Consider the following 22,276-nt stretch of genomic DNA (forward strand, 5'->3'; position numbering starts at 1 on the left):
GCGTTGGCGGGGCAGCCTCAGCGCTCCGCCAGTGCCGGCGCCGGCAGATCGCCGCGCAGCTTGATCACGTCCGCCCGCGGCGGCACCCCGAACATGCGGCTGTATTCACGGCTGAAGTGGGAAGGGCTGCTGTAACCGACGCGATAGCTGGCCGTGGCGGCTTCCATGCCCTCGGCCAGCATCAGCCGGCGCGCCTCGTGCAGACGCAGGCGCTTCTGGAACTGTAGCGGCGACATCCGCGTCACCTGCTTGAAGCTGTGGAACAGCGACGACTCGCTCATGCTGACCAGGTCGGCGAGATCGCCCACCCGCAGCGGCTCCCTGAAGCGCGCCTGGAGCACACCGATCACCCGGGCCATGCGGTGGGTCTGGCTGTCAGCCATGGCTAACTTGCGCATATAGGGCGCCAGTTCTCCCACCAGCGCTCGATAGAGGATCTCACGCCGCACCAGCGGCGCCAGGATCGCGATATCCTGGGGTGTGTCCAGTAGGCCCACCAGACGCGACAGCGCCTCCAGCATCCCCCGATCGGCCAGCACGTGGCCGAGCCCGCAGGCCCCCTCCGGGCACGCCTCCTCTTCCGTCTGCCGTACCACTGGCAGGCCCATCGCCAGGATCAGATCGGAGACCTCCTGAGGATCGATCGTGAGCTTGATACCCAGATACGGTGTCTGGGGCGAGGCATCGGTCACCTTGCCGAGAATCGGCAGCGGCACCGCCGAGACCATGCAACTGAGCGGGCCATAGTCGATCTGGCGATCCCCCAGCCACACCGTCTTGGCGCCCTGGGCGATCAGGCAGAGCGCCGGCTCGTAGACCCGTGAGCCCATGCAGGCCGTGGTCGAATCGGCGCGTACCAGCTCGAGGCCGGGAATGGTGCTGGCGATGAATCCCTCCTCGTCGGCATGGGCGAGAATTCGCGCCACGAGAGTATTCATCAATGCTTCGAACGACGAATCGGCGTGCCTCGGGATGGGCTGCGCGGCGGTCACGGCGTCACTCCCCTGCTGGGCGGATAAAAAGGCGTCAAGCGATCGAGCGCGAGTATAAGCCCGATTTCGGCGATTTTGGGCGCCTTTGACCCAGACTTGCAGAATCGGGCAAGCACTCTGAAGTATCCGGCAAGTCCCCGCCGCCGCGCCAACCCCGGTGTCGTTCCCGCCATGAAGCGGCACATACGGCCCAGGCGGCATTGCGGAGAATCAGGCAATCAATCGACAGGAAGCCGATAACGCTCCCTGACTGCCACCCCTTAGATTGGCGCTCCATGCCCCAGGCGGTTTCCCCCGCCGCGCTCGACCTCGACGTTCCAGACAAGCGCCTGGGTCGAGCCAATAGCGAGTCCTCCACCGGGGAATATCACACGGAGCGAACCATGATGGAGAAGTTCAATCAGCCCCCTGCGCCTGGCGCAAGGTCGGCCGCCTTCACGCCGGTCACCGGGCAGCCGGTCAAGTGGCTACCGGCCATATGGCTGCTGGCGGCCCTGAGCCTGGCCGGCTGCGATGCCCACGGCGAGCCCCAGGCCGCCGCCCCGCCACCGCCCGAGGTCGATGTCGCCACCGTCGCGGCCGAGCCGATCACGCTCACGGAGACCTTTACCGGGCGAATCGAGGCCCCCGAGACCGTGGCCTTGCGCCCGCGGGTGAGCGGCTATGTCGATGAGATCGCCTTCACCGAGGGCCAGTTGGTGAAGGCCGGCGACCTGCTCTTCCGCATCGATCCGCGCCCCTACGCAGCGCGCGTCGATGCCGCCAAGGCGGCCCTGGCGCAGGCCCGTAGCCAGCGTCAGCTCGCCGACGTCGAGGCCGGCCGCTCGCGCAAGCTGATCGGCCGGCACATGATCTCCCAGGAGCAGCACGACCAGCGCCAGGCGGCGGCGCAGGACGCCCGCGCCCGCGAAGCACAGGCTCGCGCCACACTCACCAGCGCCGAGCTCGACCTCGAGTACACCCGCGTCACCGCGCCGGTGGCCGGACGCGCCGGGCGGGCGATGGTCACCCGCGGCAATCTGGCCAACGCCGACCAGACGCTGTTGACCACGCTGGTCTCGGTCGACCCGCTCTACGTCTACTTCGACAGCAACGAAGGCGGCGCCGAGAGCACGCAGGCGAACCTCGACCCGGCCCACCCCGTGCCGGTGCGAGTGAGCCTCACCGGCGAGAGCGGCTTTCCCCATCGCGGGCGGCTCGACTTCGTCGACAACCGTATCGATCCCACCACCGGCACCCTGACCTACCGCGCCGTGCTCGACAATCCAGAAGGTCGCATCCGGCCCGGCCAGTTCGCCCGCGTCGAGATGCCCGTCGCCTCGCTCACCGCGGCGGTGCTGATCGACCGCCAGGCGGTGTTGACCAACCAGGATCGGCGCTTCGTCTATCGGGTGGCCGACGACAACAGCGTCACCCCGCGCCCGGTGGTGACCGGCCGCGCGGTGGGTGACCGGGTGGTGATCCGCGACGGTCTCGCCCCCGGCGACCGCATCGTGGTCAACGGCACCCAGAAGATCTTCGCCCCCGGCATGACGATCTCACCGCATCCGGTCGATCAGCATCCGGCCAACCCGCAATCCACGGCCGAGGGCGCGCTCACCTCGCGCTCTTGAGCGACGGCGGCGCCAGGTGCGCCGCCCACGCCCCCATTCCCGGGAACGACGACAAGCGGCGGGCATCGCATCCGCCGCGCAGGAGCCCCAAGGCATGAATGTTTCGCGTTTCTTCGTCGACCGCCCGATCTTCGCCGCGGTGCTGTCGATCGTCATGCTCGCGCTCGGCGCGATCTCGATCCCCAACCTGCCGATCGGCGAGTATCCGGACGTGGTGCCACCCTCGGTGCTGGTGCGCACGGTCTACCCCGGCGCCAACCCCAAGGAGATCGCCGACACCGTCGCCGCACCGCTCGAGGAAGCGATCACCGGCGTCGAGGGGATGATGTACTACAAGTCCGTCGCCGGTTCCGACGGGGTGCTGCAGATGACGGTCACCTTCCGCCCCGGCACCGATGCCGAACAGGCCACGGTGCGAGTGCAGAACCGCGTCAGCCAGGCCCTGGCACGCCTGCCCGAGGCGGTGCGTCGCCAGGGTGTGACCACCCAGAAGCAGTCGCCGACCTTTCTGATGGTGGTGCATCTGGTCTCGCCGGACGACCGCTACGACACCCTCTACCTGCGCAACTACGCCCGCCTGCACGTACGCGACCAGCTGGCGCGCATTCCCGGCGTGGGTGAGGCGCAGATGTTCGGCGGCGGCGACTACGCCATGCGCGTATGGCTCGACCCGGACCGGGTCGCCGCCCACGGTCTGACCGCCGGCGATGTGGTGGCGGCGATTCGCGACCAGAACGTGCAGGTCTCCGCCGGGCAGATCGGCGGCGAGCCGATGCCGGACAGCGACTTCCTGACCCTTATCAACGCCAAGGGGCGCCTGACCAGCGAGGCGGAGTTCGGTGACATCGTGCTCAAGACCGGCGCCGATGGCGACATCCTGCGGCTCAAGGATGTCGCCCGACTGCAGCTCGGCGCCGGCGACTACACCCTGCGCGCCCGCCTGGACGGCAAGGACGCCGTGGCGATCGGCATCTTCCAGTCACCCGGGGCCAACGCGCTGGAGATTCGCGACCAGGTGATCCACACCATGGACGAACTGGCGACCCAGTTCCCCGCCGGGCTCGAGTATCGCAGCGTCTACGACACCACGCTGTTCGTCACCGACTCGATCCACTCGGTGATCCAGACACTCCTCGAAGCGGTGCTGCTGGTGGTGCTGGTGGTAACGCTGTTTCTGCAGACCTGGCGCGCCTCGCTGATCCCGTTGCTGGCGGTACCGGTATCGGTCGTGGGCACCTTCGCGGTACTGCTGCTGCTCGGCTATTCGATCAACACCCTGACCCTGTTCGGGCTGGTGCTGGCGATCGGTATCGTCGTCGACGACGCCATCGTGGTGGTGGAGAACGTGGAGCGCAACATCGAGCAGGGGCTGGCACCGCATGCCGCGGCTCACCAGGCGATGCGCGAGGTCTCGGGGCCGATCGTGGCCATCGGCCTGGTGCTGTGCGCGGTGTTCGTACCGATGGCCTTTCTCTCCGGCGTGACCGGTCAGTTCTATCGCCAGTTCGCGGTGACCATCGCCATCTCCACGGTCATCTCGACGGTCAACTCGCTGACGCTGTCGCCGGCCCTGGCAGCGATGCTGCTCAAGACCCACGATGCCCCCAAGGATCGCCTGACGCGCCTGATCGATTTCCTGTTCGGCTGGCTTTTCCGCCCCTTCAACCGGCTCTTCAATGCAGGCTCCGAGCGCTATCGGGGCGTGGTGTCGCACAGCCTGAAACGCCGCGGCGCGGTGTTCGTGATCTACCTGATACTGCTGGGCGCCACCGGCTATCTGTTCAAGGCGGTGCCGCCAGGGTTCATTCCGGTGCAGGACAAGATGTACCTGATCGCAGGCGTCAAGCTGCCCGAGGGCGCCTCCCTCGAGCGCACCGACGCCCTGCTGCGCCAGGTGGTGGAGATCGCCAAGCACACCGATGGCATCGAGCACACCCTCTCGTTTCCCGGTCTCAACGCACTGCAGTTCACCAACACGTCCAACACCGGCCTGGCGTTTCTGACGCTGGCACCGTTCACCGAGCGCACGCGCTCCGCGGCACAGATCAATGCCGAGCTCGCCGGCAAGCTCGCCAAGCTCAAGGCCGGTATCGCCTTCTCGTTCATGCCGCCACCGATCCTGGGTCTCGGCAACGGCTCCGGCTACCAGCTGTTCCTCGAGGATCGTGGCGGCCTCGGTTATGGCCCGCTGCAGGAAGCGGTGAACGCCTTCCAGGGGGCGGTGATGCAGACCCCGGGGATGTCCTACCCGATCACCAGCTATCAGGCCAACGTGCCCCAGCTCGATGCCGAGGTCGATCGCTTGAAGGCCAAGTCGCAGGGGGTGGCGGTAGCGGATCTCTTCGCCACCCTGCAGACCTATCTGGGCTCGACCTATGTCAACGATTTCAACCAGTTCGGCCGCACCTGGCAGGTCATTGCCCAGGCCGACGCCCCCTACCGCGACAGCGTCGAGGACATCGCCCGCCTGCGCACACGCAACGCCCAGGGCGAGATGGTACCGATCGGCTCGATGATAAAGGTCAACCAGACCTTCGGTCCCGACCCGGTGCTGCGATTCAACGGCTATCCTGCCGCCGATCTCGCCGGCGAGGCCGACCCGCGGGTGCTCTCCTCGCCCCAGGCGATGGCCGAGCTGACCCGGATCGGCGCCCAGGTACTGCCGGCGGGGATCGACTTCGAGTGGACCGATCTCAGCTATCAGCAGGCGACCCAGGGCAACGCGGCGCTGATCGTGTTCCCGCTGGCGGTGATGCTGGTGTTCCTGGTCCTGGCCGCGCTCTACGAGAGCTGGACCCTGCCGCTGGCGGTGATCCTTATCGTGCCGATGTGCGTGCTCTCGGCGCTGATCGGGGTGCGCCTGGTGGGCGGCGATACCAATATCTTCGTCCAGGTGGGGCTGGTGGTGCTGATCGGGCTGGCCTGCAAGAACGCGATTCTGATCGTCGAGTTCGCGCGTGAGCTGGAGCTGCAGGGGCGCGATACCGTGACCGCGGCGCTGGAGGCCTGCCGCCTGCGCTTGCGCCCGATCATCATGACCTCGATCACCTTCACCGCGGCGGTGATACCGCTGGCGCTGGGCCACGGCGCGGGTGCCGAGGTGCGCCAGGCACTGGGGGTCGCGGTCTTCGCCGGCATGCTCGGGGTGACCCTGTTCGGCCTGCTGCTGACGCCGGTGTTCTACGTTGTACTGCGTAAGCTGGCCGGGCCGCTGAAGCACGCGCATGCCTCCACGCTGGAGGGTGAAGAGTCGCGGCCGAACCCCGATACCCACTGAACGGCAGCCGCGGCCGCATGGGGAAGCGTTGGCAAGACGGGAAGCGATGCGTCACCCTGCGGGTAACGCCATCGGGAGCCACGCTCGTGACCCTTTCTCGCCGACTCTTCTTCTCCCTGTGGCCCGACGACGCCAGTCGCCGGGCCCTCGCCACCGAGGCCGAGCGCCTGGCACCCCGCTGCGGCGGCTATCCGCTACCGGCGCAGAACATGCATATCACGCTGGCGTTTCTGGGCGGTGTCGACGCCTCGCGGCTGGCAGCACTGCTGGAGCTGACCCGAGCGTGGCCGGCGCTGCAGGGCGAGTGGACGCTGGATCGACTCGGCCACTTCCCCCAGCCGCGCATCGTCTGGGCCGGCAGCCAGATGCCGGACCCTGCCCTGCTGGCGCTCAATGCCGAGCTCTGGCAGGCGCTGGCACGGCACGGTTTCACCGCGCCACGGCGTGACTTCACCCCGCATGTCAGTCTGGTTCGCCAGGCCGACCGCGCACCACCCTCATCACGGCTCTCCGCCCCGCTGTGCTGGCGTTTCGACCATCTCGCGCTGGTGGAGTCGCAGCTCGGCGAGGGCGACTCGCGCTATCGCACCCTGGCTTGCAGCCACGGCACTGCTTGACCCCGGTGTCAGCACCGAATCTCCTGACTGTCACAGGCGACCTCGACGCCCTCGGGCAGCATCGGGGGCGCAGCCAGCCAGTGGGCGTCCAGTTCGTGACTGATGTGCGTCAGCCAGGCGCGGGAAGGGCCCAGACGCTCGATGATCTCCAGTGCCATGGTGAGATTGTTGTGGTTACGCGGCGTGTCAGAGGAATCCGGATGGGTCGCGTCGATCACCACGCCATGGGGCTGCCACTCGCTCAGGAAGCGCTCGGTGGCCCCGGGCAGGCCAACGGTGTCGCACAGCCAGGCCAGACGGTTGACGCCGTCTTCGATCGCATAACCCAGCGTCGGCCTGCTGTGATTGAGCGGCAGCGGCGTCAGCGTGAGGCCACCGAGGATGAGCGGCCGAAACGGCTTGAGACCCGGGCGGAAGTCGAGAATGCCGGGATTCTTGTGCAGGTCGGCGCAGCCCTGGGCATCCTTGGGGCCATACACCGGAATCGACTCACCCCGCCCCCAGCGCAGGTGCAAAAGCCCCTGGACGTGATCGGCGTGGTAGTGGGTCAGCAGAATCGCGGCCGGGCGCTGACGCTCGCAGCGTTCAGCCAGGTCCATACGACCGGCGTCGATCAGGATCAGCTCGCCATCGAGCTCGATCTCGCCGGCGCAGGGCCCGCGGCGGTGGCCGTTCAGCAGCCGCGCCCGCTGACACGCCGGGCAGTCGCAACCGAAGCAGGGCACCTGGGCGCTGTCGCCGGTGCCGGCGAAACGCAGCTTCATGGCGACGATGCCGTCGCGGGCGACGCCTCGATGAAGGCTTCGAGCGCCTTGATGCTCTGTGCCAGTTCGCCGCCGTTGTCGAGCCGCGGGATGTCGCCCAGGGTCTCCTCGCCGCCGCCCCTCGCCAGCCGCGTCTCGATCTCGGCCGGCGTCTCGCGCCCACGCGCGAGCAGACGCTGGCGCAGCACCTCGGCATCCGCCACCACCAGCAGCGGTACCAGCGACTCACCGAAGCGCGCCCGCGCGAGCGCCAGCGCGCGGCGGCTGCCGTTGAGCACCACCGTATGCCCCGCCGCCAGCCAGGACTCGAGCTCGATGCCGACGCCATAGTCGAGTCCATGGGCGTGCCACGCCAGGCAGAACAGCCCCTGCGCCCGGCGCTCGGCGAACTCGGCGGCGCTCAGCTCGACGCAGTTCTCGCCGCTACCGCTGGCCCGAGTGATATAGCGATGCGCCACCAGCAGATCCGGACGGTGCTGGCGCAGTTCGCGCAGCAGGCTGTCCTTGCCGACCCCGCTGGCACCCATGACGTAGATCAAACGACCTTCATCCATATCGCTGCCTTTATGTATATAAGCGTTCTCGGATTTCTCGGTCCTGAGATAATCGGTCCTGAGATAAATAGCCGAGCGAGATGAAGCACGAGACGCCCGAGGCTCTAAAGCCAAGACATAACGGGCTGTTAGGCGAGGATTTCGAGCCCCGGGCAACACAGTGATTCGCTCGCGCAGGCATTGATCTAGTGAACCTGCCTACCCGCAGACCAAACCCGCTGCACCACCGGATGCTCGTCGATCACGCGCACCCGCAGCAGATCGGCACGCAGCCCCGGCGCCAGACGGCCGCGGTCGGTCAGGCCGACCGCCTCGGCCGGCAGGCGTGTCGCCGTGGCAACCGCCTGGGGCAGTGCGTAGCCGTTCTCCATCGCCGCCACCTTGAACACCGCATCGAGCAGCGCCGCCGGGTAGTAATCCGACGACAGGATATCCAGCACGCCCAGTTCGACCAGCTCGGCAGCGGCGATATTGCCGGAGTGGGAGCCGCCACGAACCACGTTGGGCGCCCCCATCATCACCGCCATGCCGGCCCGGTGAGAGGCCTGTGCCGCCTCGCGGGTGGTCGGAAACTCCGCCACACGGGTCCCATACTCGGCGCTGTCGGCGACGTGCTCGACGGTGGCGTCATCATGGCTGGCGATCGCCAGCCCGCGCTCGCGACAGATCGCCGCGATGGCGCGACGATGCTCAGCGCTGTAGCGCTGGCTGTTGTCGATCTGGGACGCCATGAAGGCGTCCATCGCCGCGTCATCGAGCTTGTACTTGCCCTGATAATAGATGCGATAGGCGTCGAGGCTGGCGAACTGGCGCTGACCGGGGGCGTGATCCATCAGCGACACCAACCCCAGCAGCGGTGATGACGACAGCTCGTGGAAGCGCGCCAGCGTGTTCGGGTGGCTCACCTCGCAGCGCAGATGGAGGCGATGATCGACCCGCGCCAGCCCCTCGTGGGCGATCCGCGCCAGGGCGTGGCACATCGCATCGAGTGCGCCATGGCGCATGCTCTGTTCGTCGATGTCACCCACCGAGACCGCGTCGAACACCGTGGTGATGCCGCTCGCCGCCATCTGGGCGTCATGCGCCAGCGCGGCCTGGAGCCCCGGCCACTCGACCTTGGGCCGCGGCTCGAAATACTTCTCCATATTGTCGGTGTGCAGCTCGACCAGCCCCGGCAGCAGGATGTCGCCCTCGCAGTCGATGGCAGCCGCGACCTGACTGGCACCGCGATCGACGGCGGCGATACGACCGTCGCGGATCACCAGGGTGCCGTCGATCGTCTCGTCGTCGAGCACCAGTGTGGCGTGCGTCAGAATCTGTTCCCGTACGCTCATGACAGGCTCTCCCGGCAGGGCTGGCTGGCGTTGGACAAGCCGCCCAGACTGCCATCCAGCGGCAGCAGGCGGTCGGCGACGCGCTCGCGCACGTCTTCGTCGTGAAAGATGCCGAGCATGGCGGTACCGCGCGCCTTGGCCTCACCGATCAGTGCAATCACCACGTCACGGTTGGCGGCATCCAACGATGCGGTGGGCTCGTCGAGCAGCAGCAGCGGATGCTCGCCGATGAAGCCGCGGGCGATATTGACCCGCTGCTGCTCGCCACCGGAGAAGGTCCCGGGGGGCAATTGCCACAGCCGCTCGGGCAGGTTGAGTCGCGCCAGCAGCGTCTCGGCCCGCTGGCGCGAGTCGGCTTCGTCGGCACCGCGGGCCAGCAGCGGCTCCATCACCACGTCGACGGCGGCGACCCGCGGTACCACCCGCAGAAACTGGCTGACATAGCCGATCACGTCGCGGCGCAGGCCATGCCAGGCATAGGTCGGCAGGGTTTCCAGGTCGAGATCGCCATCGTCGAAGTGCAGCCGGATCCGGCCCTGATCGATGCGGTAGTCGCCGTAGAGCATCTTCAACAGCGTGCTCTTGCCGATACCGCTGCGTCCGGCCAGCACCAGACATTCGCCAGCCTGCAGCGTCAGCGAGAGATCGCGCATCACGTCGATTTCGACCCCGCCCTGGCCGTGGAGCAGAAACCGCTTGTGGAGCCCCGCCACCGTGAGGCGAGGTCGGGCACGCTTCGGGGAAGCGCCAGTCTCGGAAAGCATCGAAGATATCCTCAAGGGGTGAGCACGGATGACACCAGCAGCTGCGTATATTCGTGCTGCGGATCGTCGAGAATCTGGTCGGTGAGGCCGGTCTCGACCACCTGACCTCGGCGCATCACCAACAGCCGGTGGGCGAGCAGGCGAGCCACGGCGAGATCATGGGTCACCAGCACCACTGAGAGGCCGAGTTGACGTACCAGCGTGCGCAGCATGTCGAGCAGCCGCGCCTGTACCGAGACGTCGAGCCCGCCGGTGGGCTCGTCCATGAACACCAGCCGTGGCCGGGTGACCAGGGTGCGGGCGATCTGCAAGCGCTGCTGCATGCCGCCGGAGAAGGTCCGCGGAGCATCGTCGATACGCCCGGGGTCGAGTTCGACCTGACGCATCCACGCTTGGCCGCTGGCGCGGAGCTGGCCGTAATGGCGCTGGCCTTGGGCCATCAACCGTTCGCCGATGTTGGCCCCGGCGGACACGCCCATGCGCAGGCCATCGCGGGGGTTCTGATGCACCAGCCCCCACTCGAGACGCAGCAGTGCCCGGCGTCGCGCCTCGCCGATGGCGTAGAGATCGAGCTCGGCGTCCTCGCCCCCCGCGTCATCCGCCTGACGGCGGTACAGGACCTGTCCGGCATCCGGCGCTTCCAGGCCGGCGAGTACCCGCAGCAGGGTCGACTTGCCGGAGCCGGACTCGCCGACGATGCCCAGCACTTCGCCGGCGTGGAGTTGAAAGTCGATCGCCTCGCAGCCCTTCGCCGGGCCGTAGAGTCGGGTGATGCCCTGCACATCCAGCAGGACCGGGCGTTCCAGTACCGGCTTCTTCATGCCACCTCTCCCCGCCGGCTCTGGCAGTAGTCGGTATCGGAGCAGACGAACATCCGCCCGCCCTGGTCGTCAGTGATCACTTCGTCGAGATAGCTGTGATCGCTGCCGCACAGCGCGCAGGCGTGCTCCCAGCGCTGGACCTCGAACGGGTGGTCCTCGAAGTCGAGGCTCTCGACCCGGGTGTAGGGCGGAATCGCGTAGAGCCGCTTCTCGCGCCCGGCGCCGAACAGCATCAGCGCCGGATTGCCGTCGAGCTTGGGATTGTCGAACTTGGGGATCGGGGAGGGATCCATCACGTAGCGTCCGTCGACCTTGACCGGGTAGGCGTAGGTGGTCGCGATATGGCCGTAGCGGGCGATGTCCTCGTAGAGCTTGACGTGCATCACGCCGTACTCCTCCAGCGCGTGCATCAGCCGGGTCTCCTGCTCGCTGGGTTCGATGAAGCGCAACGGCTCGGGAATCGGCACCTGGAACACCAGAATCTGGCCGGCGCGCAGCGGGGTTTCGGGAATCCGGTGGCGGGTCTGGATCACGTCCGCCGCCGTGGTCGCGGTGGTGGTCTCGACCCCGGCCACGCGCTGGAAGAAGTGGCGGATGCTGACCGCATTGGTGGTGTCGTCGGCGCCCTGGTCGATCACCTTGAGGATGTCGTCGGCGCCCAGAATGCTCGCGGTGAGCTGCACACCGCCAGTGCCCCAGCCGTAGGGCATCGGCATTTCGCGGCCGCCGAACGGCACCTGGTAACCGGGGATCGCCACCGCCTTGAGCAGCGCGCGGCGGATCATCCTTTTGGTCTGTTCGTCGAGATAAGCGAAGTTGTATCCGTTCATATCAACGCTCCTCCGGCTTGGGGCTGGCCGCATCACGGGCACCTTCGACTTCGGCCTGGCGCGCGGCATGTTCGCGACGCAGCCGCCTGAGCAGATCGAGCTCGGACTGGAAGTCGACGTAGTGCGGCAGCTTCAGGTGGGAGACGAAACCGGAGGCGTCGACGCTGTCGGCGTGGGCCAGCACGAACTCCGCCTGCTGCGCCGGGCCGCTGATCGGCTCGCCCAGCTCCTCGGCGCGCAGAGCGCGATCGACCAGTGCCATGGCCATGGTCTTGCGCTCGTTGTGGCCGAAGGCGAGGCCATAGCCCCGGGTGAACTGCGGCGCGGCCTCTCGGCTGCCGCCGAACTGGTTGATCATCTGGCACTCGCTCAGCGCGATCTCGCCGACGCAGATCGTCTCGTCCCACTCCTCGACATGGATCTCCACTTCCACCTGGCCCTGGCGAATCTCACCGGCGAACGGATGGTTGCGGCCGTAGCCGCGCTGGGTGGAGTAGCCCAGCGCCAGCAGGTAGCCCTCGTCGCCGCGGGCCAGCATCTGCAGCCGGGCGGCGCGCTCCATCGGGTAATCCGGCGGATCGCGGGTGATATCCATGGGCTCGCTGCCGTCGTCGATCGCCTGCTCCACCAGGCCCTCGTCGTTGAGCAGTTCTAGGATCTGCGGGCAGGGCTCAGCATCGGTGACGTCATCCCGGGTCTCGGCAGGCGGCACCTCAGCGCCGGCCAGCTGGAGGAAGTCGAGCAGCCGATGGGTGTAGTCGTAGGTCGGGCCCAGAATCTGGCCGCCGGGAATATCCTTGTAGGTGGCACTGATGCGCCGTTCGATGCGCATGCCGGCGGTGTCGAGCGGCTCGCTGACCGCCAGCCGCGGCAACGTGGTGCGATAGGCGCGCAGCAGGAACACGGCCTCGGTGAGGTCGCCACTGGCCTGCTTGAACGCCAGCGCGGCGAGTTCGGGATCATAGAGCGAGGCTTCGCTCATCACCCGGTCGACAGCCAGACGCAACTGATCGCCGATCTGGGCGACCTCGATCTCCGCACGGTCGCGATCGCCCCGGCGGCGGTCGGCCAGCCAGCGGTGGGCACTGGCGATCGCCTGCTCGCCTCCCTTGACGGCAACGTACATCAGTTCACCTCCTTGGCATCGGCGCGCGTGACGCGGGTGCTGCGTGGCACCGCCGCCAGCCGCGCGCCGCAGCCGAAGATCATGTCCAGCCCCTGGGGGAAGCTGGTGCGATTGGCGCCAAGGCGGCTCATCAGCCGCCGACAGCCGGGGCTGTCACCGATATCGAGCAGCCGCGAGTCGGCGATACCGGGGCCACTGAGCCGCCAGCCGTTGGTATCGCCGCGTGCCTCGTTCGAATCGTTTTCCAGCCGCTCGACGGCGACCAGCAGCGTGGTGCCGCGGTCGGGGTAGGTATCGCTGCCCAGCGCAAACGGCATCTCTGGATCGAAGGCGTCATGGGTCAGCAGCGCAAAATCGGCGCTCGCCGGGTCGTCGGTGATGCGCGCCCCGGTGTGGAAGGCCAGCGCCTGGCGCAGGGCCGGCGAGTCGAGATCGGCGGCGATCCACACACGTGTCTCGAGATCGCAGAGCGTCAGCACCACGCCCCATAGCGCGGCGCCCAGGGCGTCACTCGGCGGTGCGGGCAGTACCAGCGTCTCGAGCGTGCCCGGCTCGGACATCGCGCCGAGGATCTGGCGAAACAGGCGCTGGCTGTCGTGGGCGGGGTCGGCCAGCCCGGGCCAGGCTGCACTCACCGTCTCTCTCTCCACCCTCTCTCTGTTTTCTCTTTCTCTCTGCGCCATTGTCACTACCCCCTGACCAGCGTGAAGAAATCGACCCGGGTGGCAGCAGCGGTGGCGGCATCACGTCGCTGGCGCTCGGCGAGTTCGTCGGCCAGCGGCGCCAGCACCTGGGTCTCGAGTGCCTCCTGCCACTCCGCGTGCTGGGCGACGGCATCGGCCAGCGCGATCAGTTCAGCGTGACGATGGTCGCGCCCGCGCACCCAGCCGTGGCCAACGGTGCCGTCATCGAGCGCCACGCTGGCACGGGTCAGGGTCATCTCGCCCAGGTGGAAAGCGTTGCCGGTGGCGCCGATGCGCCCCTTGAGCATCGCCATGCCGGTCTCCGGCCCGCGCAGGCAGCGGTGGCCGGGCAGCCGGCCCAGCGCGCCCCAGTGGGCCTCGATGTGGTGACGGGAGGAGAGCGCCAGCAGCCGCTGGCGGGCGCCTCGGGAGGTGCGAGTCATGCGTCGTCCTCGTCGGATGGAAAGAGAGCGGAAGCGGCGCTTGCGCCGGGGCTTGCGTGGCCCTGGCCCGCGGCTTCCTCGAAATCCCGGCCCGCGGCTTCTTCGAAATCAACGTGGTAGGCGAGCCGATCGGCACGCGCCCGCCCCACGGAGACCTCCACCAGCGCCCCCTCGGCATCGGTGTTGTCGCTGGTCATCACCAGCAGCGGAGCGTTGAGCGGGCACTGCAGCCAGCGGGTGTCGTCGCGATCGGCGCCGACGGCGTCGATGCGCACCCGCCGCCGATGCAGCTGCAGGCCGTAGTGCTGGGTCAGCAGGGCGCGGGTGGAACCGCCGCGATAGCGCGCCAGCCAGCCCGGTACCCGCGCCGGATCGAACCAGTGGCGCAGTCGCATCAGCGGGGCGTCGTCGACGGTGCGCACGGTGTCGACCCGCAGCAGCGGCTCGCTGGCGGGGCGCCCGAAGCGCTGGGCGATGGACTCGGGAGGCTTCACGAGCCCCTGCTCGAGACAGCGGGTCGTCGAGGGCAGCCCGAGGCCGGCCAGGTTCTGGGTCACCTTGCTGCCGGCGCTGACGGCGTAGTCGAGCCGGCGGTCGACGACCTGGGTGCCGCGCCCCTGATGGCGGGTCACCATGCCGGCGGCGACCAGTTCGTCCAGCGCGCGACGCACGGTGTGGCGGTTGACCGCGAAGCGCTTGGCGAGCTGCGCCTCGGTCGGCAGCAGATCGCCCGGGGCATAGTCGGTATGGACCTCGCGCACCAGCACCTCGGCCAGTTCGCGGTAGCGGGGTAGTGTCAAAACTTGTCTAGACATCATCGGATACGCTCAAACCTGGATTGGAATATCCTCCGGGCCGTCTACGAAAAGTCGCCGAGCGACGCCCAGCCCTAGGCCCGTTCCCTACGGGCCAACGCACTTCCCACCTCCCTGTGGGTCGCAAGGCAAAAATTGGCGAAAAAGCGGAGTTTACGTGTGTGTAAATGAGCATTTTTGACCGGGCTGGCGTTCCAGCCGATTTTTAACGCGGTATGGGCGAGCGCAGGCAGTTTTCGTGATGGCCTAGATGAAGCGCTTGCGAACACGCTGCGACACCATGTCCAGCAGCGTCACGGCGACGATGATCACCAGCATGATCGTGGCGGTCTCGGTGTACTGGAAACCGCGCATGGTCTCCCACAGCGAGACGCCGATACCGCCGCCGCCGACCATGCCGAGCACCGTGGCGGAGCGAATATTGGATTCGAAGCGATAGAGGCTGACCGAGATCCACAGCGGCAGTACCTGGGGGATCAGGCCGAAGACGATCTCTTCCAGCCGCCCGGCACCGGTGACGCGGATACCCTCCATCGGCCCGGCGTCGGTGGCCTCCACGGCTTCCGAGAAGAGCTTGGCGAGCACACCGGTGGTATGCACGAACAGCGCCAGGGTGCCGGCGAAGGGGCCGAGCCCGACGGCGACCACGAAGAGCATTGCGAACACCAGCTCGTTGATCGCGCGGCAGGCGTCCATCAGCCGCCGCACCGGCTGGTTGATCCACCAGGGCGCCAGGTTGTCCGACGAGAGCAGACCGAAGGGGATGGCGAAAAGCACCGCCAGCAGCGTGCCCCAGATGGCGATCTGGATGGTGACCAGCATCTGATCGATGTAGTGGTCGAGACGCCCGAAGGTGGGCGGCACGAAGTCGGCGGCCAGGGTCGCCATGTTGCCGGCGTTCTGGAACAGCAGGCTCGGCGCCATCTCGGCGCCCTGCCAGGCCCAGCCCAGCACGACGACGGCAATGGCCCAGCCCAGCAGCGTGGTCCAGCGGCGTCTGCCGGATCGGGCGCGGATGTCGAAGGAAGCGGCGCTTTGCATGTGCGTTGTCCTGACGAAATCGGTGAAGGCCGGGGTGGCGCTATCGCTGGCGGCCGAGCGCTGTCCGCGACCTGCCGCCAGCGAGGGACATGGCCTAATCGACCATCGCCGTGGTGTGGTCGGCCTGAGCGGCGTCACGCGCTTCCATACGCTGGTTCAGCGCATCGAGACGGGCGTCGAGCTCTGCCAGCTGTTGCTGCTTGGCGCTGGCATCGAGGGAGTCGTCGGCGGCGACCTGGGCACGCTGCTTGAACAGCTCGAGCTGACGAATCGGCAGCAGCTGGTCGTTGTCGGAAGCCGCGAACCCGGACCACTGCAGCGGCTCGAGGATCGCTTTCTGCTCGTCGGTATCGCCGTAGCCGAGGAAGAACTGGCGCAGTTCATCCTTGGTCTGCTGCGGCAGATTGGTGCGCCAGACCAGCGGATCGGACGGGATCAGCGGTGACTTCCAGATCACCTTGAGCTGGGCGGCCTTGTCGGGATGGGTGATTTCGAGGCGCTCCATGCTCTCGGTATTGAACGTGGCGACGTCGACCTGGCCGTTGGCCACGGTCAGTGCATTGGTCTCGTGGTTGGCGTTGAGGGTGCGCTTGAACGCGGTGTTGGGATCGACATGGTTCTTGGCGAAGACGTAGTAGCCCGGCACCAGATAGCCCGAGGTGGAGTTGGGATCACCATTGCCGAAGGTCAGCTTGCTGGCATTGGCGAGGATGTCCTGAACATCGTTGTAGGGGCTGTCCTGATTGACGATCATCAGGCTCCAGTAGCCCGGCGCGCCGTTGGCGGCGACGGTCTGGGCGAAGATCTCGCCGCCGGCGCGGTCGACCGCTTCCATCGCCGACTTGTTGCCGTACCAGGCCAGGTCGATCTTGTCGAAACGCATCGCCTGGATCACTGCGGCGTAGTCGGTGGCGAAGAACGGCTCGACCTTGACGCCCAGGGCATCGGACATGTCATCCAGAAACGGCTGCCACTGGGTCGCCTGATTGGTGCTCGACTCGGTGGAGATGATGCCGAAGCGCAGTGGCTCGTCGGCGGCCTGGGCGGAACCGGCGGCAAGCGTACCGCCGAGCAGACCGACCCCAGCGATCAGAGGCAGGGCCGTGCGGCGCAACAGGGAGGAGATCATGTCGTTTCCTTGAAGTGTCGTTGGTGATGACGCTTTGGGTGTGGTGCGTGGGTGAGGTGTCATGGGCCTTGAATCGCCCGCCCGAACGGCTCAGCCCACCGCATGCAGCGGCGGCGCGAACCGGTGATCGGCTTGGCGAGCTTCGAGCTCATCGAGGCCCGCGTTCTCGTAGAGCGCCTGCAGGCGAGCGTCGGTGAGGCCGGCGATGGGCCCGTCGTAGTAGAGGCGCCCCTGCTTCAGCGCGATGGCACGACGGCAGTAGCGGCGGGCGACGTCGACCTGATGCAGGGTGACGACGATGGTGCGGCCATCCTCGCGATTGATGCGCTGCAGGATCTCCATCACCTCCCGGGCACTGCGCGGATCGAGGGAGGCGATCGGTTCGTCGGCGAAGATCACCTCCGCCTCCTGCACCAGCGCCCGAGCGATGGCGACGCGCTGCATCTGACCACCCGACAGCGTATTGGCGCGCTGGTGGGCCAACCCGACGATGCCGACCCGCTCGAGGGCCCGTAGCGCCTGGTCCCGTTCCTGTTGGGTGAAGCGGCCGGTCAGGGCGCGCCAGCGCGGCATCGCGCCGAGATGGCCGACCAGCACGTTGGTCATGACGCTCAACCGGCCGGCAAGGTTGAACTGCTGGAAGATGTAGCCGCAGCGACGCCGCTGTTCGCGGCTGGCCCCGAGCAGACGTCCGCCGCGCTGCACGTCGCGATCCAGTACCCGCACATGGCTGTGCGACTGGCGGTCGGCGCGGCTCAGGCCGATGAGGTGACGCAACAGGGTCGACTTGCCCGACCCCGACGGCCCGATCAGCGTGACCAGCTCGCCGGCGTGGATCTCGAAACCGATCTCGCGCAGCGCCGCATGGGTGCCGAAGGATTTGTCGAGCCGTTCGACGCTAACGATGGCAGTCATACGATTCGTCCCGGAAAGTGTCGGGCCGTGATTCGGACTACGAACCCCTGGCCCCGAAGTGTTGAGCACAGTCTGGCGACGTCGTGTGACGCTTATTTATCTAGACAATTAAGAAGGGATGACAGCTGGGGCGGCTTCGCGGGGCACAAAAAAAGCGCCCGGAGGCGCTTTATCAGAGATTTCAGCAGGTTGAAAAAGTCCGTCATCGAATCGACATCGATTTGTCGTCGAACCGTCACAGGCAAGTGGCGGCGCGCGTCGAGCTTGCGCGCTCACCTCATGCCTTCTCCTTGGCCGGTAGAAAACCGCCCTGCTTGAGGATGTCGGCGTAGCCTTCGCGGAAGGAGGGGTAGTGGAAGGTGTAGCCCGAGGCGCGCAGGCGAGCGTTGTTGCAGCGCTTGCTCGAACGCCGACGCAGCGGTGACTGGATCACCTCCGGCGTTTCCACCTTGAGCTGCTTGGCGATCCACGCCATCACCTCGTGCAGTGGCGCCGACTCGCCGTCGCTGGCGAGGTAGATCGATTCCAGCGGCTCGTCGCGCTCGGCCATCCCGATCAGATGCGCCAGGACCCCGGCGCAGTCGTCGCGATGAATGCGGTTGGAGTACATCGGCGGGTTGGCGGCGGCGATCCGGCCCTCTTTCACCTGGCGAATCAGGCGGTCGCGGCCCGGGCCGTAGATGCCGGAGAGGCGCACCACGGTGCCTGGCAGCGTATGGTCGAGCAGCGCCTGCTCCGCTTCGCGCATCAGCGTGCCGGAGAAGCCGTTGGGCTCGGTGGGCGAGGTCTCGTCGACCTCCTCGCCGCCCTGCTGGGCGTAGACGCTGGTCGAGGAGACGAAGAACAGCCGCCTGGGCGGCGTCTCGCGCTGGGCGAACTGGGCGATCACCGCCTTGAGCCCTTCCGGGTAGGCCGCGGCGTAGGCGCTCTCTTCGAAGCGATCGGCGGTTACCGCATAGATCACGAAATCGGCATCCGGTAGCGCGGCCAGCGCCGCGTCGTCGGTGACGTCCAGCGCCACCGGCTCGATGCCGGTGCCTTCCAGCGCGCCGGCGTTGCGCCGCGCGCCGATCACGCGATGACCGGCGGCGATCAGCTGCTTGCCGAGCTGGGTGCCGATATCGCCGCAACCTAGAATTAATGTGGTTTTCTTCACCTTTCCCTGGCCTCTTGGTAAAACATCCTTGTTAATACATCCGTGAAGACACGAATGACCACGAGAGACGGTCTCAGGTCACAGACGTGGGTGACGTCTGCGGCCCTTTGCGATGATTCTCTTCTCTGCGAATTAAGGGAGCCTTTCGGTCCCACCTCATGACTCTAACAGAACTCCGTTACATCGTAACCTTGGCGCAGGAGCGTCACTTCGGCCGCGCTGCCGAGCGCTGCTTCGTCTCGCAGCCGACGCTGTCGGTGGCGGTCAAGAAGCTCGAGGAGGAGCTCGGCATCGCGCTGTTCGAGCGCTCCAAGTCCACCGTTCAGGTGACCCCGCTGGGCGAGCGTATCGTCGAGCAGGCTCACCGCGTGCTGGAGCAGGCCACGCTGATCAAGGAGATGGCCAGCGAGGGCAAGGACCAGCTGATCAGCCCGCTGCGCATCGGCGCCATCTACACCATCGGCCCCTACCTGTTCCCGCATCTGATTCCGGCGCTGTCGCGCATCGCCCCGCAGATGCCGCTCTACATCGAAGAGAGCTTTACCGGCGTGCTGCGGCGCAAGCTGCGTAGCGGCGAGCTGGATGCAATCTTCGTCGCACTGCCGTTCAACGAGCCGGATGTGGTCACCAAGACGCTCTATCAGGAGCCGTTCGAGATCCTGCTGCCGGCCGGTCACCCGTGGACCGAGCGTGCCGCGATCGACAAGGAGGATCTGCTCAAGGAGCGCCTGCTGTTGCTCGGCGAGGGCCACTGCTTCCGCGATCAGATCCTCGAGGCGTGTCCGGCGATCAACGCCCAGCTCAACAACCCCGAGAACACGCTGATCGCCGAGGGTGGCTCGCTCGAGACGATCCGCCACATGGTCGCCTCGGGGCTGGGGATCACGGTGCTGCCCAAGCTGGCCATCGGCACCAGCCACTACGAGGGTGGCCTGCTCGAGAGCCGGCCGTTCAAGGGGGACGTGCCCACGCGCAGTGTGGCCCTGGCCTGGCGCGCCAGTTTCCCGCGGCCGCGCGCGATCGACGCGCTGATCCAGGCGATCGATCAGGTTCACGGTAGCGACGTCGAGGCGGCATGAGCCTCGACGCCCCGGTCACCGAACTCGCCGGCGTCGGCGAAGCACTCGCGCTCAAGCTGGCCCGGCTGCGAATCGTCCAGATCGCCGATCTGCTGTTCCATCTGCCGCTGCGCTATCAGGATCGCACCCGGATCACCCCGATCGGCACCCTGCGGGCAGGGACCGAGGCGGTGGTCGAAGGTGAGGTGAGCGCCGCCGAGGTGATTCGCGGCCGCCGCCGCAGCCTGCTGGTGCGGCTCAAGGATGGCTCCGGCATTCTCAGCCTGCGCTTCTTCCACTTCTCGCCTGCCCAGCAGCAGCAGTTCGTCAAGGGCGTCCAGGTGCGCTGCTTCGGCGAAGCCCGCGCCGGCAGCACCGGGCTGGAGATCTACCACCCCGAGTACCGTCTGGTGCAGAGCGAAGCGCCGCCGGTGGACGAGCACCTGACGCCGATCTATCCGGCCACCGAAGGACTCGCCCAGCCGCGCCTGCGGGCGCTGATCCAGCAGGCGCTGAAGCGCCTGGCAGAGGCGCCGGACGCGCTGCCGGAGTGGATTCCGGCGACGCTGCGCCAGCGCTTTCGCCTGCCCGGCCTGATCGAAGCGCTGCGCTACCTGCACGAGCCGCCGCCGGACGCCCCGCAGGAGGTGCTCGCCGCCGGGCGCCATCCGGCCCAGCGCCGGCTGGCGCTGGAGGAGCTGCTGGCGCACCAGCTGAGCCTGCGCCAGGTGCGGCTGCGCATTCAGACCGACGGTGCCCCGGGGCTCGCCGGCAGCGGCCATCTGCAGGCGCGTTTTCTGACCCAGCTACCGTTCTCGCTGACCCAGGCCCAGCGCCGCGTGCTCGACGAGATCGGGCGCGATCTCGAGCGCGAGGTGCCGATGCTGCGCCTGGTCCAGGGCGACGTCGGCTCGGGCAAGACGGTGGTCGCCGCCATGGCGGTACTGGCCGCGGTCGCCGGCGGCTGCCAGGCCGCCGTGATGGCGCCGACGGAGATTCTCGCCGAGCAGCACTTCCGCCAGTTCCGCAGCTGGCTCGAGCCGCTGGGCATCGAGGTGGGCTGGCTCGCCGGCAAGCTCAAGGGCAAGGCACGCGGCGACACCAAGGCGGCGATCGCCGATGGCCGCGCCCAGGTGGTGGTGGGCACCCATGCGCTGTTCCAGGACGACGTCATCTTCCAGCGCCTGGGCCTGGCGGTGATCGACGAGCAGCACCGTTTCGGCGTCCACCAGCGCCTGGCACTGCGCCAGAAGGGCGAGAATGGCGGCCTGACCCCGCACCAGCTGATCATGACCGCCACGCCGATCCCGCGCACCCTGGCGATGAGCGCCTACGCCGATCTCGATCTCTCGGTGATCGACGAGCTGCCGCCGGGGCGCACGCCGGTGCATACCGTGGCGGTGCCCGACGAGCGCCGTACCGAGGTGATCGAGCGTATCCGCAACGCCTGCGCCGAGGGGCGCCAGGCCTACTGGGTCTGCACCCTGATCGAGGAGTCGGAAGCGCTTACCTGCCAGGCTGCGGAAGTCACCCGCGAGACCCTGACCGAAGCGCTGCCGGAACTCCAGATCGGGCTGGTCCACGGGCGCATGAAGGCCGCCGAGAAGGGCGAGGTGATGGACGCCTTCAAGAGCGGCGAGCTCGACCTGCTGGTGGCGACCACGGTGATCGAGGTCGGCGTCGACGTGCCCAACGCCAGCCTGATGATCATCGAGAACCCGGAGCGCCTGGGGCTCTCCCAGCTGCATCAGCTGCGTGGCCGAGTCGGCCGCGGACGCGTCGACAGCTACTGCGTGCTGCTCTACCACCCGCCGCTGTCGCACCACTCCCGCGAGCGCCTGGGCATCCTGCGCGACACCACCGACGGCTTCAAGGTCGCCGAGAAGGATCTCGAACTGCGCGGCCCCGGCGAGGTACTGGGTACCCGTCAGACCGGCTTGGCGCAGATGAAGATCGCCGACCTGGAGCGCGACCGCGACCTGCTCGATACCGTCACCGCGCTGGCGACGGCACTGCTCGAAGAGGCCCCCGACGTGGCGCCGGCACTGATCCAGCGCTGGCTCGGCGACGAGGCGGGGCGCTACGGGCAGGTCTAGGCGAGCCTATCCATTCCACGGTGTAAGTGATGTCTGTCTGACGCTGTAAGCCATTTCCGTCTGGCGCTGTAAGCCATTTGCGCTAGACGAAATAGACAGACATCTCATGCACTTATCCGTCCTTTTACTTAGTCATTTCGCATTAGTCATTGCTATGTTTCCTCATAGCGAGTCTTCCGGCGTGGAAGGCTGACGATCGCCAGTGGCCGCTCCGACTCGCCCCGGGAGCGGTGCCGCCATACCAGGAC

Annotated in this window: 20 protein-coding genes; 5 read left to right on the top strand and 15 right to left on the bottom strand. The window is 67.4% G+C overall.

The window, feature by feature from the left end:
• Nucleotides 1-17: 17 nt before the first annotated feature.
• The gene (locus DOM66_RS07275; protein WP_110673863.1) at nt 18-938 is read right to left on the bottom strand and encodes an AraC family transcriptional regulator; all 921 of its coding nucleotides are present in this window, start codon (nt 936-938) and stop codon (nt 18-20) included.
• Between the two features lie 437 nt (nt 939-1,375).
• Here DOM66_RS07275 and DOM66_RS07280 point away from each other — a divergent pair, with 437 nt between their 5' ends.
• The 3 genes from DOM66_RS07280 (at nt 1,376) to thpR (ending at nt 6,499) form a co-directional block, all read left to right on the top strand.
• Nucleotides 1,376-2,605, top strand: a complete 1,230-nt coding sequence (locus DOM66_RS07280) for an efflux RND transporter periplasmic adaptor subunit (RefSeq protein WP_245392386.1) — start codon at nt 1,376-1,378, stop codon at nt 2,603-2,605.
• A 94-nt stretch (nt 2,606-2,699) separates the two neighbouring features.
• On the top strand, nt 2,700-5,882 hold the full coding sequence (locus DOM66_RS07285; protein ID WP_110689709.1) for an efflux RND transporter permease subunit: 3,183 nt from the start codon (nt 2,700-2,702) through the stop codon (nt 5,880-5,882).
• A gap of 86 nt (nt 5,883-5,968) precedes the next feature.
• Nucleotides 5,969-6,499 (top strand): RNA 2',3'-cyclic phosphodiesterase, encoded by a 531-nt coding sequence (gene thpR / locus DOM66_RS07290; RefSeq protein WP_157959012.1) that lies wholly within the window; start codon nt 5,969-5,971, stop codon nt 6,497-6,499.
• 8 nt (nt 6,500-6,507) lie between these two features.
• On the opposite strand, the gene phnP is transcribed toward thpR, so the two are convergent.
• From phnP to DOM66_RS07360, 14 genes are all read right to left on the bottom strand, one after another.
• On the bottom strand, nt 6,508-7,263 hold the full coding sequence (gene phnP / locus DOM66_RS07295) for a phosphonate metabolism protein PhnP (RefSeq protein ID WP_110689711.1): 756 nt from the start codon (nt 7,261-7,263) through the stop codon (nt 6,508-6,510).
• Entirely contained in the window at nt 7,260-7,817 is a 558-nt protein-coding gene (gene phnN, locus DOM66_RS07300; protein ID WP_110689712.1) for a ribose 1,5-bisphosphokinase, read from the bottom strand. The genes phnP and phnN overlap by 4 nt, the downstream gene beginning before the upstream one ends.
• Before the next feature lie 185 nt (nt 7,818-8,002).
• Complete coding sequence (locus DOM66_RS07305) at nt 8,003-9,151, bottom strand: alpha-D-ribose 1-methylphosphonate 5-triphosphate diphosphatase (protein WP_110689713.1); 1,149 nt, start codon at nt 9,149-9,151, stop codon at nt 8,003-8,005.
• Complete coding sequence (gene phnL, locus DOM66_RS07310) at nt 9,148-9,915, bottom strand: phosphonate C-P lyase system protein PhnL (protein ID WP_110673857.1); 768 nt, start codon at nt 9,913-9,915, stop codon at nt 9,148-9,150. Before phnL ends, DOM66_RS07305 begins: the two co-directional genes overlap by 4 nt.
• A gap of 11 nt (nt 9,916-9,926) precedes the next feature.
• A complete protein-coding gene (phnK, locus tag DOM66_RS07315) occupies nt 9,927-10,736 on the bottom strand; it encodes a phosphonate C-P lyase system protein PhnK (RefSeq protein ID WP_110673856.1) in 810 nt (269 codons plus the stop codon).
• Nucleotides 10,733-11,566, bottom strand: a complete 834-nt coding sequence (locus DOM66_RS07320) for an alpha-D-ribose 1-methylphosphonate 5-phosphate C-P-lyase PhnJ (protein WP_110689714.1) — start codon at nt 11,564-11,566, stop codon at nt 10,733-10,735. Before DOM66_RS07320 ends, phnK begins: the two co-directional genes overlap by 4 nt.
• Nucleotide 11,567: 1 nt before the next feature.
• Nucleotides 11,568-12,692 (bottom strand): carbon-phosphorus lyase complex subunit PhnI, encoded by a 1,125-nt coding sequence (locus DOM66_RS07325; RefSeq protein ID WP_110689715.1) that lies wholly within the window; start codon nt 12,690-12,692, stop codon nt 11,568-11,570.
• Nucleotides 12,692-13,327 carry a phosphonate C-P lyase system protein PhnH gene (gene phnH / locus DOM66_RS07330; protein ID WP_245392387.1) on the bottom strand — a complete coding sequence of 212 codons (636 nt, stop codon included), beginning with the start codon at nt 13,325-13,327 and terminating at the stop codon, nt 12,692-12,694. The genes DOM66_RS07325 and phnH overlap by 1 nt, the downstream gene beginning before the upstream one ends.
• Before the next feature lie 53 nt (nt 13,328-13,380).
• Nucleotides 13,381-13,818 carry a phosphonate C-P lyase system protein PhnG gene (gene phnG, locus DOM66_RS07335; RefSeq protein WP_110689717.1) on the bottom strand — a complete coding sequence of 146 codons (438 nt, stop codon included), beginning with the start codon at nt 13,816-13,818 and terminating at the stop codon, nt 13,381-13,383.
• Entirely contained in the window at nt 13,815-14,618 is an 804-nt protein-coding gene (gene phnF, locus DOM66_RS07340) for a phosphonate metabolism transcriptional regulator PhnF (protein WP_157959013.1), read from the bottom strand. Before phnF ends, phnG begins: the two co-directional genes overlap by 4 nt.
• Nucleotides 14,619-14,879: 261 nt before the next feature.
• A complete protein-coding gene (phnE, locus tag DOM66_RS07345; protein WP_110673850.1) occupies nt 14,880-15,674 on the bottom strand; it encodes a phosphonate ABC transporter, permease protein PhnE in 795 nt (264 codons plus the stop codon).
• Between the two features lie 94 nt (nt 15,675-15,768).
• Complete coding sequence (gene phnD, locus DOM66_RS07350) at nt 15,769-16,803, bottom strand: phosphonate ABC transporter substrate-binding protein (RefSeq protein ID WP_110689718.1); 1,035 nt, start codon at nt 16,801-16,803, stop codon at nt 15,769-15,771.
• A gap of 90 nt (nt 16,804-16,893) precedes the next feature.
• Complete coding sequence (gene phnC / locus DOM66_RS07355; RefSeq protein WP_110689719.1) at nt 16,894-17,718, bottom strand: phosphonate ABC transporter ATP-binding protein; 825 nt, start codon at nt 17,716-17,718, stop codon at nt 16,894-16,896.
• Nucleotides 17,719-17,995: 277 nt separating this feature from the next.
• A complete protein-coding gene (locus DOM66_RS07360) occupies nt 17,996-18,874 on the bottom strand; it encodes an SDR family oxidoreductase (RefSeq protein ID WP_110673847.1) in 879 nt (292 codons plus the stop codon).
• Nucleotides 18,875-19,032: 158 nt separating this feature from the next.
• Here DOM66_RS07360 and DOM66_RS07365 point away from each other — a divergent pair, with 158 nt between their 5' ends.
• Complete coding sequence (locus DOM66_RS07365; RefSeq protein WP_110673846.1) at nt 19,033-19,953, top strand: hydrogen peroxide-inducible genes activator; 921 nt, start codon at nt 19,033-19,035, stop codon at nt 19,951-19,953.
• Nucleotides 19,950-22,028, top strand: a complete 2,079-nt coding sequence (gene recG / locus DOM66_RS07370; protein ID WP_110689720.1) for an ATP-dependent DNA helicase RecG — start codon at nt 19,950-19,952, stop codon at nt 22,026-22,028. Before DOM66_RS07365 ends, recG begins: the two co-directional genes overlap by 4 nt.
• Nucleotides 22,029-22,276: the final 248 nt, after the last annotated feature.

It is taken from the genome of Salinicola endophyticus (genome assembly GCF_003206575.1).
GTDB classification, from domain to species: Bacteria; Pseudomonadota; Gammaproteobacteria; order Pseudomonadales; family Halomonadaceae; genus Salinicola; species Salinicola endophyticus.